The 14,614-nt window shown below is 48.4% G+C and carries 13 protein-coding genes; 7 read left to right on the forward strand and 6 right to left on the reverse strand.

All coding sequences use genetic code 11. The features are described 5' to 3' along the window. The first annotated feature begins 321 nt into the window (after positions 1-321). Entirely contained in the window at positions 322-2,778 is a 2,457-nt protein-coding gene (leuS, locus tag ACYQ2L_RS03800) for a leucine--tRNA ligase (protein ID WP_460051230.1), read from the forward strand. 60 nt (positions 2,779-2,838) lie between these two features. Here the strand turns inward: leuS and ACYQ2L_RS03805 are convergent, their stop codons facing one another. Beyond that, the gene (locus tag ACYQ2L_RS03805) at positions 2,839-3,519 is read right to left on the reverse strand and encodes a hypothetical protein (RefSeq protein ID WP_460051232.1); all 681 of its coding nucleotides are present in this window, start codon (positions 3,517-3,519) and stop codon (positions 2,839-2,841) included. 83 nt (positions 3,520-3,602) lie between these two features. Here ACYQ2L_RS03805 and ACYQ2L_RS03810 point away from each other — a divergent pair, with 83 nt between their 5' ends. Then, positions 3,603-5,012 carry a TP0584 family protein gene (locus tag ACYQ2L_RS03810; RefSeq protein WP_460051234.1) on the forward strand — a complete coding sequence of 470 codons (1,410 nt, stop codon included), beginning with the start codon at positions 3,603-3,605 and terminating at the stop codon, positions 5,010-5,012. Here the strand turns inward: ACYQ2L_RS03810 and ACYQ2L_RS03815 are convergent. The 3 genes from ACYQ2L_RS03815 to ACYQ2L_RS03825 form a co-directional block, all read right to left on the reverse strand. Beyond that, entirely contained in the window at positions 5,003-6,679 is a 1,677-nt protein-coding gene (locus ACYQ2L_RS03815) for a prephenate dehydratase domain-containing protein (protein WP_460051236.1), read from the reverse strand. The genes ACYQ2L_RS03810 and ACYQ2L_RS03815 overlap by 10 nt on opposite strands. 10 nt (positions 6,680-6,689) lie before the next feature. Next, complete coding sequence (locus ACYQ2L_RS03820) at positions 6,690-7,406, reverse strand: transglycosylase SLT domain-containing protein (protein ID WP_460051238.1); 717 nt, start codon at positions 7,404-7,406, stop codon at positions 6,690-6,692. A gap of 151 nt (positions 7,407-7,557) precedes the next feature. Continuing rightward, entirely contained in the window at positions 7,558-8,298 is a 741-nt protein-coding gene (locus ACYQ2L_RS03825; protein WP_460051240.1) for a TylF/MycF/NovP-related O-methyltransferase, read from the reverse strand. A 232-nt stretch (positions 8,299-8,530) separates the two neighbouring features. On the opposite strand from ACYQ2L_RS03825, the gene ACYQ2L_RS03830 reads away from it, so the two are divergent. Genes ACYQ2L_RS03830 through ACYQ2L_RS03840 form a run of 3 tightly spaced genes read left to right on the forward strand, consistent with a single transcriptional unit; the run spans position 8,531 to position 9,745 of the window. Continuing rightward, positions 8,531-8,866 (forward strand): anti-sigma factor antagonist, encoded by a 336-nt coding sequence (locus ACYQ2L_RS03830; protein ID WP_460051242.1) that lies wholly within the window; start codon positions 8,531-8,533, stop codon positions 8,864-8,866. A 34-nt stretch (positions 8,867-8,900) separates the two neighbouring features. Continuing rightward, positions 8,901-9,455 (forward strand): ATP-binding protein, encoded by a 555-nt coding sequence (locus tag ACYQ2L_RS03835; protein WP_460051244.1) that lies wholly within the window; start codon positions 8,901-8,903, stop codon positions 9,453-9,455. Beyond that, the gene (locus ACYQ2L_RS03840; RefSeq protein WP_460051246.1) at positions 9,452-9,745 is read left to right on the forward strand and encodes a hypothetical protein; all 294 of its coding nucleotides are present in this window, start codon (positions 9,452-9,454) and stop codon (positions 9,743-9,745) included. The genes ACYQ2L_RS03835 and ACYQ2L_RS03840 overlap by 4 nt, the downstream gene beginning before the upstream one ends. 46 nt (positions 9,746-9,791) lie before the next feature. On the opposite strand, the gene ACYQ2L_RS03845 is transcribed toward ACYQ2L_RS03840, so the two are convergent. Then, positions 9,792-11,258, reverse strand: a complete 1,467-nt coding sequence (locus ACYQ2L_RS03845) for an AAA family ATPase (protein ID WP_460051248.1) — start codon at positions 11,256-11,258, stop codon at positions 9,792-9,794. 132 nt (positions 11,259-11,390) lie between these two features. Here ACYQ2L_RS03845 and ACYQ2L_RS03850 point away from each other — a divergent pair, with 132 nt between their 5' ends. Together ACYQ2L_RS03850 and ACYQ2L_RS03855 are read left to right on the forward strand one after the other, a co-directional pair. After that, a complete protein-coding gene (locus tag ACYQ2L_RS03850) occupies positions 11,391-12,989 on the forward strand; it encodes a peptide ABC transporter substrate-binding protein (RefSeq protein ID WP_460051250.1) in 1,599 nt (532 codons plus the stop codon). 39 nt (positions 12,990-13,028) lie between these two features. Then, a complete protein-coding gene (locus ACYQ2L_RS03855; protein WP_460051252.1) occupies positions 13,029-13,607 on the forward strand; it encodes a CarD family transcriptional regulator in 579 nt (192 codons plus the stop codon). A gap of 293 nt (positions 13,608-13,900) precedes the next feature. Here the strand turns inward: ACYQ2L_RS03855 and ACYQ2L_RS03860 are convergent, their stop codons facing one another. After that, positions 13,901-14,605, reverse strand: coding sequence for an AAA family ATPase (locus tag ACYQ2L_RS03860; RefSeq protein WP_460051254.1), 705 nt, complete (start codon positions 14,603-14,605; stop codon positions 13,901-13,903). Positions 14,606-14,614: the final 9 nt, after the last annotated feature.

The raw sequence follows: 14,614 nt of genomic DNA on the forward strand, positions 1-14,614 counted from the left end.
CTTGCCAATACCCTACCTATTTACTAATATATTCACATGCAGTCTTGATACAGCTGCATGTCCGCTGCACCGTATCTTTCTCCATTTCCCCCGGGTACAGTTACCTCCTTTCCCCGGGGGATTTTTTTATTTACAGACCGAGGAAATTGCAAAATTACGTGCAATTTCCTCCTCGCATTAGTAGCGAATTCTCATGCAAAATGTAATTTTGCAAAAAGCTCAGACCATGATTGATTCCTGAATCTTAATCTGCTACCTCACCTGCTTCACAGACTATGCATGAGAATTGACCATACGCTGGGTCTCGGGTACTATTCGCCCATGAGTGCATACCCTTTTGACAAGATCGAACCAAAATGGCAGAAATACTGGCTTGAGAATAAAACCTTTAAAGCAGTAGAAGATCCTGCCTTTCCACCGGAAAAGCGCTGCTATGTGCTTGATATGTTCCCATACCCGTCGGCTGCAGGCCTGCATGTAGGTCACCCTGAAGGCTATACAGCCACCGACATCTACTGCCGTTTCCTGCGGATGCAGGGCTACAACGTTCTTCACCCAATGGGATTTGATTCCTTCGGTCTGGCAGCGGAAACCTACGCAATTCAGAACGGTACACATCCGCGCACGAGCACCGAAATAAACATAGACCGATTCCGGGAACAGATTCGAAGCCTGGGTTTCAGCTACGACTGGGATCGTGAAGTCTCTACCCACAAACCCGACTACTATCGCTGGACACAGTGGATTTTCCTCAAGCTCTATGAAAAGGGCCTGGCTTATGTTGCAGAAATACCGATGTGGTACTGTGAGGAGCTTGGAACCGTTCTCGCTAACGAGGAAGTAATCGCCGGGCCGGATGGACCGCGCTCAGAGCGGGGAAACCACCCGGTTGAGCGGCGCCCACTGCGTCAGTGGATGCTTAAAATCACCGAATATGCCGACCGGCTGCTTGAGGGACTGGAAGATCTGGACTGGCCGGAATCAATCAAGGCCATGCAGCGAAACTGGATTGGACGCAGTGAGGGAGCAAACGTTAAATTCAGACTCGCAAAGGCAACCGATGGCGTTGATCAGGAAATTGAGGTTTTCACGACCCGGCCCGACACCCTCTTCGGTGCGACTTATATGGTTCTTGCTCCAGAGCATCCGCTTGTGGAAAAAATCACCAGTGAAAAACAGCGCGCCTCCGTACAGGAATATGTTAATAAAACCAGAACCAAGAGTGACCTGGAGAGGACCGATCTCGCCAAGGATAAAACCGGCGTCTTTACCGGTGCTTATGCAGTCAATCCAGTCAACGGAGCCGAGGTGCCAATCTGGATCTCTGACTACATCCTTCTGAGTTACGGAACCGGGGCGATCATGGCCGTACCAGCGCATGACACTCGGGACTTCGAATTTGCCAAGACCTTCGAGCTTCCTGTTATTCAGGTCGTTGCGCCTGAAGGAAGCGATTTCTCCAGCGAAAACGCTCTGACAGAAGCCTTCACTGAGGAAGGTATTGCAGTAAACTCAGGTCAGTTCAACGGCTTGCCAACAGCAGAGTTTAAACAGCAGATTACTTCATGGCTTGAAGAGAAGGGGCTGGGAAGCAAGGCCGTCAACTACAAGCTCCGCGACTGGATTTTCAGCCGACAGCGTTACTGGGGGGAACCGATACCCCTTGTCCATTGTGAGGACGGTAACATTCACCCCATTCCTGAGGATCAGCTGCCGCTCATGCTTCCGGAAGTAGAGAGCTACAAACCTACCGGTACCGGTGAATCGCCACTTGCTAATGTAGGCGACTGGGTCAATACAAGCTGTCCCGCGGGATGCGGCAAACCTGGCCGGAGAGAAACCAACACCATGCCACAGTGGGCCGGTTCCTGCTGGTATTACCTGCGCTACATCGACCCGAAAAACAGTGAACGACTGGCGGATCCTGATAAGATCGCCTACTGGATGCCGGTTGATCTATATGTCGGCGGGGCTGAACATGCCGTACTGCATCTGCTTTATGCACGATTCTGGCACAAGGTTCTCTTTGACATCGGCGTTGTGAATACTGAAGAACCCTTTACCCGTCTGGTAAATCAGGGAATGATCCTGGGCGAGGGCGGCATCAAGATGTCAAAGTCACTCGGCAACGTCATAAACCCGGATGATATAGTCAAGGATTTCGGTGCCGATGCCATGCGCATGTATGAAATGTTTATGGGACCGCTGCGTCAATCAAAGCCATGGAACACCCAGGGACTGAGCGGAGTCTATCGTTTCCTCGAGAAGGTCTGGAAGCTGAGCCGTCGAGAGCTCAGTACCAAACAGGCACCGGAAGAACTCCTGAGGGTGCTGCATAAAACGATACGAAAGGTTTCAGAGGACACCAGAAACCTGGATTTCAATACTGCAATTTCCCAGATGATGATCTTCATCAATGAAATCAGCAAGGACAGTGTTCACTATCGTGCGCTCTGGGAACCCTTCGTACTGGTTCTGGCGCCATATGCCCCGCACCTCGCAGAAGAACTCTGGGAAGAGCTCGGCCACAGTAAAAGTCTGGCGTATCAGCCCTTCCCGGAATGGGATGAAGAACTCTGCAAAGACAATGAACTTGAGATTGTATTCCAGGTTAACGGTAAGGTTCGCGACAAGGCTGTCCTGGCCGCAGGTACAGACAGGAGCACACTCGAAGAGCATGCTCGTGCCAGCGGGAAAGTAGCCGTATACCTTGAAGGCAAGAGCATTGTAAAGGTGATCGTCGTACCGGATAAACTCGTTAATTTTGTAGTCCGTTGAGGAAAATACAATTTTGCAAAAAGCTCCGTTGATCAGCAATTTCTGATCATTCTCCACTGATCAGTCGGCACCGACGGCTGGAAACACAGACCAGGACACTTGTCCCCTCTGTACTTCCAGCCAGCCGTTTCCTTCAAATGGATGCCAGATCATGTACAGCCCCGGCTTCAGACGCCGGGGCATTTTTGTATCCGGCGGATAATGCAGTCGCCAATCACTGAGTGCCGCTGGCAGGTCATACTGTTCCGACCGGATATCAGCAGCTTTCACATTCCCGGACAGAAGCATGCCGGCTGCCTTCCGGCTGTCCAGCAAAAAAGGCCGTCCATCTGAAGACTGCATCGCCATCAGCTGCAATCGTTCTAGATTGTAACGGCTGAGTTTCGCCCCGGCCTCCTGCATCAACATTGCTGTTTCAGAGATAAACCCGAGTTCATGGCACAGAATGACAATGTCTACATTTTCAGACCAGCGGCGAACCGCACCTGCTGCCGGCCCGAGAGCAATACCCCATTGATCATACGCCTGCGCCGTATAGACATCACTGGCCGGTAATGCAATTTGTCGCGCACCCTGCAGGCTTGCCTGCCCGTCATTCCAGCGCACCTTCCAGACGATGTCATCCTCACTGCGGTGTGGACCGGCAATCGTCGCAGGAAGGACAATCAGAATTCTGTCATCCGGCACGATACTACAGGCAGAATACATAATACATATCCCTAACACTGCCAGTTTTTTCATTACCATGCTTCTCCTGTCTCTATATACACATCTATATACACAGGTATTGCAACCGGAGCTTTAATAGGGGATAATATAATGAGATGGATGATAGCATTGATTTCACTCAGCAGCTGGATGATGCCCTCATGGAGTACCAGGAACATCTGGAAGCCCACGAATTCCCTAAAATGAGGGAAGAATTCCGCATGTTCTATCTGGCTTTTGAGGCAATCTACAAGACTCTTAAAAAAAAGGGCCTTATACAGGACGATCCATACCGCTTTGAAGCGAAGGTTGCTGAACTCGAGATCCCGGATGAGAATAATTTTCTGGAATCCGAGCGGGATGACAGAATGTCAATCCGTCTCAGCAACCTCGATGCCCAGCTGGACTTCATCAACAATTACTTTCAGTTCAGCCTGGAAATGTTAAGTCTCGAACGCATCAAGCTGCTTGCGAAAATGACCCAGTATATCCGCTGGAACGAGCTTACAGACACCAACCCGAACATCAATACACAATCACTGGCCATCTATCTCAGCAAGATAAAAGCGGGAGGCGACAGTCTTTCTACCGGTATTATCAAGGACAGTGTTGATCAGTTGATCAAGCATGGAAAATCGATCCGGAACAGATTGAAAAATGTCACCCTATGGCACCGTGAGCGCTATAAACTCGCTATCCGCCAGCAGATAACTGATCAGCTTGATCTGAAGCAGGCTGAAGAACCTGCCAACAGCCATATGACACCAGTCAAACGAAAATTCATGTCAGTAATGGGAGACAAGCCATTCTACGCAGAGCTGATCAGTGAGGTCCTGAATGAGGACTACGGCCCTGACAGCTCCCGCCTTCAGCAGGAACTTCTTTCACAGCTGCGTCCAGAGAAAGAACAGCAGGTCAAGAAAAATATCGGGCCATCCTTTACCGATATGCTTCAGGATGCCATCAGGGCAATGTCCCAGTCCAGCCGCAGTCTGGAAGTCTGTATCAGCAGATTGAACGAAAACCACTATATGCTTGAAAACCGGCAGATATCACTCACAGAAAGATTCAAGCGCTGGTTTGCCCGTAAGGTATTGAAAGCGAATATGGAGCGTGTCTACGAAATCGAATATATGGATCCTGCGACATCGACCAGAAGAACCGAGAGGGTCAGCTACATGCAGTTCTCGGAAACTGTTACCAAAAAAGCCCGGCTCTACAACGGAATTCTCAGTAAAAGCGGCAGCACTGCTGCCAAACTTGCAAACGCGAATGAGGACCAACTCTTCCAGTTTCTCTTCAAGAATCTGGAAGAGTTGCACACGATCTACCGCCGACTCTCAGGACTCGATACCTATTTCAAGACCGAAATGCCCAGAGATGAGAGAAAACAGGTTCAGGGAATCAAGAATGACCTGACAGCTCTGAAAAACGTGCTGGTAAGTGCAAACCAGAAGAAACACGACTATGTATCCAAGCGAGAAGAGCAGGAACAACTCAAAAAACTCGGTATCAGCTACAGCTGATGCTCTGCACTATCACTTCCGTGAACTGAATAACAGCCAATCAATCGCACATCCTCTGCTTCCTCCCGCAAGGCTTTCAACGCTACATCCAGACTGCCCGCATCACCCGACATTTCAACATCAGCATAAAACCGGTACTGCCATGGCCTGCCGAAAATCGGCCGTGATTCCAGTTTTTTCAGATTCAGTCGGCAGCTGGCGAGCACGTTCATGCAACGCAAGAGTGCACCCGGGGTATCGGGGGTGCTGAAAACGAGTGATGCCTTACCGGAATCCAGGGGATCACTCTCCTCAAGCCTCGCAATAACGGCAAATCTGGTAAAGTTCAGAGGATTGTTTTCCACCCCGCTCCTGAGGACTTCCATTCCGTAGACTTCAGCAGCTCCGGCCCCGGCGATTGCTGCAAGGCCCCCGGTTCCGCTCTGTGCGATATACTGAACAGAACCAGCGGTATCATAGAATGGAACTCGTTCCCAGGCAGGATACTGCTGTAAAAAACGTGAACACTGAGCCAGACCCTGCGGATGTGAAAAAACCTTCTGGATCTGTTCAAGCCGGGTTCCGGGAGCTGCGATCAGGGCATGCTCGATACGGATCTGAACTTCTCCGATTATCTTGATGTCAGGGAACTGCATGAAATGATCATAGTTTTCATGCACCGACCCTGCCAGCGAGTTTTCCAGAGGAATCATTCCATATCTGACCCTGTCTTCCAGTACTGCCACAAAAACCTCGTGGAAAGACTGGAATGGTACCGGAACCGCCTCATCGCCATAATAGCGCCGCATCGCAGCCTCGGAATAAGCACCACGCTCACCTTGAAAACCAACTGAAGGATATGTGCTTGCTGTCACCGGGGCGGTGACAGCATCCCGTGAACCCTGCTTCTGATTAGCAGAGTAGGTATCTGTGCTGGGAAATATATGTCTTGACGGTGGTCTCAGCAGCTCTCTCTCAAGCGGAATTTCCAGAACCCCGAGATCAAGCACTATTCGCTGAAACTGTTCGATTCTATCCGACAGCTCCTGCGGATTGCTGTCAGGAATATCGAGAATTATCCCATGAGCGCCAGCAGCAATTGCCCCCAGAGCAATATGGCCCGGCCGCTCATCCTTGATATCATACTGTCCCGGCGACACAAGCAGGGGAAATGGGCTGTTATGACAGAGAGAAGCTATTGAAGAGATATCTATCCCCCGCTCCCCGTCTTCTACCAGTACTATATTCCTGTTTCCTGCAGAGCCGAGGGTTTTGGCAGATTCGATCCATTCCTCGAGGTCACAGCCGGGGTGCCGGCTGAGAAAAACCGGCAGGGTACTGTGGCTGAGGGCAGACAGCAGATACTCATTCTGCATGTGCCAGAAAGGAACATGGAAGCCGGCTGCAGCTGAGGCATAGGTTTCTATGTCTTCGGGTTTACCTACGGGGATAACCATACCCAGAGCGCTCTTGCTGCGTATATCCAGCAGAGATTCCGGATCCGGTAGACTATCTATCCTGCCCGGCTCTCCTGAACGTATCCAGGCAAGTACCGCCCCTGCGTCCCGTAATCCGAGCAATACAGCTGCCCCAATGGTTCCGGCAACTCTTGCAACAGGAATTATCCTGCCGCCGCCAATGGGAACTCCGCCACATAAACATACCGATTCATCCTGCATATGAGTCATGCAGATACTATTACACGGTTGGCGGGAAAGTTTCCAGGATATACTGCCGAAAATCGTCGATCAACTGATTACGGAAGGAAAGAACCCGCTGAACATACACAATAGTACTCGCAGGTATTTCATTCCTTACAACTCTGGTTCTGCCGGCATTATACATCGCCAGTCCCCGCTCGACATCGCCCATAGCATCCAGGGTATAACGCATATAGCTTACCCCATGATAGGCATTGGTATCGGGATGAAAGAAATCTGCAAGGCTCAGATTCGGAAACGACCGGTTATTCAGCTGAAAAAGTCCCCTGTCTATCGAGGTCGGGTTCTGGTTCACTGCATCAATCCGGAATCGGCTTTCAATTGCCACCAGGGAAAAAGCAAGAAACAGCGGCACATCCATTCTATCGGCATGATAAAGAATAGGGAGTGCAACCTCTTCACTTCCAGCTATCTCGACAAAAAAGTCCCGTACTCCAGCATGAGTCAGAGGATTTCTGTAGAGTTCCAGTCCGGGATTCTCTCCAGCCAGTATAGTATCAACCCAGGGGTAGGTAGCGACCGGTTTGTCTTTTGAATCGTCCTCCTCAACTGCCGTCGAGGAGGTATCGATATGGGCAGTTGTCTGCCTGAGCTTGCGATTTCCGTGCAGCTCCTTGTCCACTGTATAAAACGAGGTACTGCAGCCCAGCGTAATCATAAAAGCACATAAAACGAGTAATCTGTTCGGTATCATTCTGCATCTCAACTTTTTAATTCAGATTTATATCCGCGTATGTACCGGATATTACAAAGATGCTCAGCAACAGAAGTAAAGCTTCGGCGTGCTGTATATCAGTTTTTATAATCACCTGTAAAGCCGTCAATGATGTAGAATCAAAAAAAAATCAGATTTTACTTGATTTTTTCAGCATTACCCCCTGTCCTGATAAATTATACATAAAAACGTAGTCAACGGCTCCTTCAATCGCTTCGGCAAGCAATTCGTTGCCGAGTGCGGTCACACCTTCACAGCCGTAGAATCCATAATCATCAAAAACAACAACGCCTCCCGGCTCCAGCCTGGGCCAGACCCAGCGCAGAACATCAAGAGCCGACTGATATACATCCACATCAATATGACACATGCGAAAACGTCGTTCTGATACCTGATCTCCGGTATCCTCGGGAAACACTCCTTCGAGAATACTCCATTCTGCTCCTGAAAGTGGATTCAGTAAGGCTTCTACGGTTTCACGGCTGGTATTTGCATGTTCACCGCCCTTGTAGTAGTCATCCTTCGGACCTGCTTTGACGACACCCCTGAAGGTATCTGCAAGAAATACCTCAGCCCCGACAGCGCCGGAGAAAGCCTGCTGCAGGAGTGCACCTGTGCCGCCCCGCCATACGCCAACTTCCAGCACATCACCTTCCAGGCTGCGAAGCTGCCGGGCAAGCTGCCAGAGTGTATAACAGCGATAGATATCAACCAGTGTGTTTTCCTTGATCTGCTCATACAGTTTCAGGAACTCACTGTCATTATCCCACGGTGCATAATCAGCTACAGGCCGTAAAACAGCGTAACCTTTCGGGAGTTTTTTCCCGGAACCATCATTTAAACCGGTTCCTTCCTTTACAAAAGAAGCCATCAATATTTCTCCTTTAGTCAAATCTCCATCTGGCAAGCACAAAAGAACTCGCGCAAAATCCGAAGACATGCTATCATACTCCCAGAGTGCCAAAAAGATGGCTGGAATGCAATAACAGGTTATGCTTCATATGCAAAACGGCCTTGTTACTTACATAATATTTGATATACTATTACATGATCCTGAGGCGCAGCATTGCCTTACGACATGTATAAATGATTAGGAGAACGGCATGGAACTGAAGATTCGGAAACAAGGTGAAATCTACATCATCGACGTAAGCGGTGACATGGACCTTTACAACACCAACCAGCTAAAAGAGCTGTTCATGAAAATGCTGGCGAAAAACATAGAGTGTTTCATCATCAACCTGGAAAATGTAAGCTACATCGATTCCAGCGGCGTTGGTACACTGATAAATATTTTTTCTACAGTAAAACAAAAGAACCTGAAATTCTATCTCGCAAATGTTCATGGTACTACCAAGAAAGTACTTGAACTAACCAAGCTTATGGGCTTTTTCCCGATCGCTCCAAGTGTCGAAGAAGCTCTCGGAGCTATGCAGTAAACCGCGTTTCAGACGCATACACCAGGAGAGATAAATGAATGATAATGCAGCAGATTTCAAAGAGATCAAGGTAGACGAAAAATCACCTCTGTTCGATACCAAGAACATGTTTTATAAGGAATTTCCAAGTGATTTCCGTCAGATAAGATACTTTACATTGCTGATCGTGCAGAAAGCTCCACCTTCAATCAAGGAGCTGAACCTTCTTGAACAGCAGATAAGTGAAATCATAAAGAACGCGGTGAAGCATGGCAACAAAAACAATCCCGAGAAAAAGGTTAAAGTCTGGTACTACTTCTCGGAACATGAAGCACGGCTTATTGTCGAGGATGAAGGTTCAGGATTCAAGGACATCGAAAAATGGAACGATTTCAACCGCAAGCGTCTTGAGGCTTTCCTGTCTCAGGATTATGTCAAGCTCGCGGATTACGTATCCTACAGGACCGCTCAGTCCGATGATAACGATGGCGGAAACGCTCTTTTTGCAGCACTTGAATACTGGAACGCCGGCTATGTTTTTGGTGAGAACAGAAACAAGGTAGGTGCCAAAAAAATATTTCCGAAAAAAGCCATAGGCATTGACGCATGATAAAACGAACCCGGAATATCATTGCCGCAGTTCTGCTTACAGGCGGAACTGCGGCAGTAAGTTTCGGGGTTCATACGTATATACAGATGAGCAACAGCCTGGCTTACAGGCTGCGGCAGACATTCCGGCAGCAGCCGTTGCCAGGTGATTTCCTTGATCTTTCCCGTTTCACAGATACCGAGCTGCTTGCGTACGGAAGTATTGCAGCCGGTGCGGCAGCTTTACTTGTAGGCATGTTCCTGCTCTTTACAGGCGGAACGGCCAGATCAAGCTCGAAGCGCCGCAGATAAAACAACAGCGCTCTGATCAATTATTCCTTACTACCACGCTACCTTACTACCAGAGAAGTTCATCCGGCACAAAACGAACCTCAAGCTCATGAAACTCCGCTGTATCCAGACTACGCAATGCTATCTCGCTTCCACTATCAACAGGAAAAGGCAGCTTATACCGCAGAACATCCTGCCCCTCAACTGAAATGGTAATGTAGCCGGATACAGGCTCAAGCATAACTGCCAACTCAAGCTTGTCATCAATCGATGTCTCAATAGCAGCATGAAGCTGCATACGCATATCTATGTCATCAAAGGATCGATACAGCTGTAGATATGTACGATCATCACCATATGCCCGTCTGTCACGGGTCAGCCAGACAAGGATACTTTCTCCATGTCCATACCCCGCTGCCCGGATAGAATGAGCCTGCAGATGTATTCCATAACCAACCCAACCACTTCCAGTGGATTTACCCTGCAGCCTGTACAATGCTGGACGCTCGTTCTGAGGTGCAGGGAGACGGTAGCGGGCAAACAGGGATGAGGAATCCTGCTGCCGCAGTACGGAATCATCCCACACCCAGTCTCCAAACACGGCCCGGCCCTCCTGCACATGAATTTCTTCGGTAAATCTATGCTGCAGCATTGCTACGAGACCATGACTACCGAGTTTTCCCAGGAGCTCATTCTCAAGAGCATGTACATCACTGCCGGGTCCTGGAACCACGGCCTCTGTACGATTATCTTTCAGCTCGTCACGCAGCTGGGATATTTCCACACGCAATTGCCGTATTTCCTCTGTCAGGAGATACTGAGCGCCCGCTCCCGCGCTTTCGCCGTCCGATCCGAGTCTGTACTCAAGGTCAGCCACCTGCTCCGTCAGCCTGGCATTCTCATCCTCAAGCTCACTGACCCTGTGGACAAGCTGCTCTATCTCTTCGAGATACTGCAGTTCAAGATGCTCTGCTGCCTCAATTCTGGACTTCATCAGAAGGAGCTGATTTTCCTGTTCTTTTATCTTCTCACCGAGTCGCAGCTGCTCGTCTGCCTGCCTGCTCATCTCTGATTCCAGGACAAGCCTGAGCAGTCCCTCTGCCCGATGACCTCTTGTAATGTCAAGCCGGCTGCTTTCCATTAGATCCTGAATTAATATTGTATCATCATCCTGCAGACTGAAGCTTCCTTTCACAAGGCGCCCCTCCAGCAGAACACCATCAATCACTATAGTAGCATCATCTTCCCAGTAGACCGCAGCAAAATCCCACACGGAATCCGCAGGCAGCAGATAATCCTGTTCAGCATATACCTCTCTGACGACGAATCTACCCTCAGAACGCTCTTCAATGAAAATCGCACTTGGAACTGCATCTATCTGGACATTCCTGACAAAAAATCCCCGCGGACCTCCCGGCACTACATAGGCAGCGGAAAAATCGAGCTCACCACTGACAGGATCCGCAGCTGATACAAATCCACCGCATAAAATTACCGCCAGGAAAAAGATGTGTATTATGTACTTATATCTCACGCAAGACTCCTGTAAATAAATATCGACACCTGAATACATTACTTGATATCCCGGGATCAACCTTCATGAGCAGAAACAGAAACCTTTATGTGATTATTTGATTCAACGCTGATATTGCAGTACTATATGCACATGCGTTCCTTGTTACTGCGAAGGTGGACAGCTGTTCTGCTCACCGTGTCATCAGTTTTTTTTACTGTCTACGTCACCCCGATGAATGCTTCAAGCGCCAATAGTTTACGTGTATCTATGTTCCCGGCAGATATAGAATTCAATCCTCTCAGAACATATACAGCCACCGAAGCCCAGATATACACGGCAATATACGAGGGCCTGGTTATACAGGACCCGGTCACCCTGCAGCCACTTCCAGGCACAGCCAGAGAATGGCAGACCAGCGAAGACGGCTCCGAGCTACGCTTCTATCTTCGAGAGAATGCGCGGTTCTCCGACGGCCGGGGCATAACAGCCGATGATTTTGTCCAGTCATTTATGGCACACATCAATCCGGATTCACCCAGTCCTTTTTCCGGATTTCTGGATGCTGTTATCGGAGCCAGAAATTACCGAACTGGTAATGGCGACAAATCCTCGGTAGGTATAAAAAGCAAAGGCGAATATGAACTAGTATTCGAGCTCGAGCACCCAGCGCCCTATTTTCTGGACATGTTAGCACATCAAAGCATGGTTCTTATTCATCCTGATTTACTCGGTAATGAATCAAGGAGCGGCAACGATGGCATTACAGGAAATGGTCCATACGTGCTTGTTCAGGCAGATTCCGACGGCCTGGAGTTCGAGCCGAACCCGCACTACTGGGACTCTGCCCGTACCGCTCTCGATTCCATATTCATTGAGTATTCCGATAACGTTATAGAGGTTACCGAGGCCTTCAACAGAGGAGAGATTCAATGGTCAATGGGAAACTTCAATTTTTCAGCTTTGAATAATCCTGAATACCTGATGATCAACCCGGTATTCAGCACCTCATTTTTCTACTTCAATCATCGCCAGGAAGCATTTCGTTCACCCGAAGTCAGGAGAGGCATAAGCCTGCTTATCCCCTGGGACGAGGTGCGCAGTGAAGCCGTACACTTCCAGCCAAGTAATCAACTTATACCGGAGATCCCCGGGTACGGCAGAACCGATGGCATAGAAACACAGAATATAGAAGAAGGACTATCCTTGCTGGAGAGTGCAGGTCATCCGCTCGGTGAGGGACTCCCCGACTTTATAATCAGAATTCCTCCCGGCGCCGAACAGAGACGTATCGCAGAGATTTTCCGCAGCAGCATTGTGAAGCATCTGCAATTTAATGTAGAAATCGATCAATTCAGAAGTGGCGAAGGTTACTATGACAGACTGGCAGATACCGAGTACACGATCGGAAGCATTACCTGGATAGGAGATTATCTTGATCCACTGACTTTCCTCATGCTGTTTGAGAGTGACAGCAGAATAAATGAGGCTGCCTACTCAAATCCTCACTTTGACAGTTTGCTTGGCCTATCTCATAGTCAGGAAAACCGGGAACGCATGAAAACACTTGCTGAAGCAGAGAGCTTACTGCTTCAGGAAGGAAGTGTCTGGCCCATAAGCCACACCGCAGCATTCAATCTGGTAAATACCATGGATCTTGAAGGCTGGTTTCCTACCGTGCTGGATATTCACCCCTTTAAATTCATGCGCAGAATAGAATTCCTTCCTGGTCCAGGCATCGCGCTCTACTGACAGTTTGACGAAGACAGAATATATCAATATACTCAGGACATGAGCGCTTCCCAAACAAAAGATCAAAAAACCACTTTCGCTGCTGGACAGGAGGTCGTATATCCTCTACAGGGCGTTGGTATAATCAACAAGATTGAAACCCGTGAATTTCAGGGTAAAACAATCCTGTACTATGTTATTTACCTTGAAGTCTCGGATATGACGGTAATGGTACCTGTAGACAAAGCAGAGCCACTCGGAATCAGAGCAATAGTTGACAAGGCATCAGCCGAACATGCCCTTCAGCTGGTCGGAGAAGCCAGTGATCCGATACCTGCCGACTGGAAAATGAGATACCAGATGAACCTTGACCTGCTCAAGGAAGGCAGTGTATCCGATATTGCCCGAGTTGTTCGTTCACTGTACCATCGCAGCAAGGTCAAGGAACTCCCTATTCTGGAACGTAAACTGTTTGACAGTGCCCTTACACTGCTGGTGGCAGAAACATCTTCGGCTCTGGGTAAAACCAAAAAAGAAATGGAAGAAGCAATTTTCAGCCGCCTCGAATCCGAAAAACCGGATCTGGAAGATACTGAAGATATGGATCCACTTGATGACTTCGATGACGACCTGGACTGAGCTGAACCGACCTCTCACACCCGTGTGACACGTTCCCTCATCAATAAATTTGCATAAGCAAAGAGGAAATTGCAAAATTACGTGCAATTTCCTCCTCGCATTAGTAGCGAATTCTCAAGTTGTTTTATGTAAACAACTTGAGAATTTATAATCTTGCGAATGCTCATGCAAAATGTAATTTTGCAAAGAGCTCAAATAAAAACGGAATAAAAAAAGCTGCCAAAAGGCAGCTTTTTTCTTGTTCATACAGAAGCTTTTCACAAAAAGTCATATTGCAATTGCCTCTGCGATAACTATTTCTCTTCAATAACGAGCAGACTCTTGGTATCCAGCATCAAATGCGGATCTTCCGGATGAGAATGATCGTGATCTTTGACCAGACGAAGGCAGATATGCTCTGCTGTATCATCAAGCGTAAAAAGTACACTTATCTGATTGCTGAAATCAGCCAGACATGCGGGGATTTCGATTGCTGAGAAGTTCTGGGTTTCGGGTACAGATACACTGAACCAGAGAGAAAGACCATCTTCAGCGAGGAACTGCTTCAGCTCGGCAATCTCATCGGCATTGGTTTTTGTAAAGTCGAATCCGTCTATCATAACTGTATCAGCGGCAAACTCTCCGTCACGAATAATTGCACGGATACTGCTGATAATTTTCTTTACTGCCACCTCACCTTGAACAAAGTTCATGATTACCCTGTTCTTTATTATTTCATCATGAACCTGCATAGCATCATCAAGATTCTTCAATCTTGCAATCTCGGAAAATATATCTTCGTACCAGGCATAGATATGATCAGTCTTTTCAGAGAAAGACACATGGATAACATGCTGCCCCTGAAGCAGCTTGTCTGTCGCAAGGTGCACAAGCACCGCGGTTTTTCCGATACCTTCCGGCGCTGCGATTACCCCGAGGTTACCTGTTCCAAGACCGCCATGTATCGATTTTTCAAGGATACGCAGCGGGCTGCGCTGCACTAATTCTGTCTTAACCATCGTCTCCCC

It is taken from the genome of Spirochaeta dissipatitropha, assembly GCF_054657935.1.

Bases quoted from the DNA above. Each gene is read 5' to 3' on its own strand.
- leuS (WP_460051230.1), top strand. From the start codon at position 322: ATGAGTGCATACCCTTTTGACAAGATCGAACCAAAATGGCAGAAATAC.
- ACYQ2L_RS03805 (WP_460051232.1), bottom strand. From the start codon at position 3,519: ATGAAAAAACTGGCAGTGTTAGGGATATGTATTATGTATTCTGCCTGT.
- ACYQ2L_RS03810 (WP_460051234.1), top strand. From the start codon at position 3,603: ATGGATGATAGCATTGATTTCACTCAGCAGCTGGATGATGCCCTCATG.
- ACYQ2L_RS03815 (WP_460051236.1), bottom strand. From the start codon at position 6,679: ATGACTCATATGCAGGATGAATCGGTATGTTTATGTGGCGGAGTTCCC.
- ACYQ2L_RS03820 (WP_460051238.1), bottom strand. From the start codon at position 7,406: ATGATACCGAACAGATTACTCGTTTTATGTGCTTTTATGATTACGCTG.
- ACYQ2L_RS03825 (WP_460051240.1), bottom strand. From the start codon at position 8,298: ATGGCTTCTTTTGTAAAGGAAGGAACCGGTTTAAATGATGGTTCCGGG.
- ACYQ2L_RS03830 (WP_460051242.1), top strand. From the start codon at position 8,531: ATGGAACTGAAGATTCGGAAACAAGGTGAAATCTACATCATCGACGTA.
- ACYQ2L_RS03835 (WP_460051244.1), top strand. From the start codon at position 8,901: ATGAATGATAATGCAGCAGATTTCAAAGAGATCAAGGTAGACGAAAAA.
- ACYQ2L_RS03840 (WP_460051246.1), top strand. From the start codon at position 9,452: ATGATAAAACGAACCCGGAATATCATTGCCGCAGTTCTGCTTACAGGC.
- ACYQ2L_RS03850 (WP_460051250.1), top strand. From the start codon at position 11,391: ATGCGTTCCTTGTTACTGCGAAGGTGGACAGCTGTTCTGCTCACCGTG.
- ACYQ2L_RS03855 (WP_460051252.1), top strand. From the start codon at position 13,029: ATGAGCGCTTCCCAAACAAAAGATCAAAAAACCACTTTCGCTGCTGGA.
- ACYQ2L_RS03860 (WP_460051254.1), bottom strand. From the start codon at position 14,605: ATGGTTAAGACAGAATTAGTGCAGCGCAGCCCGCTGCGTATCCTTGAA.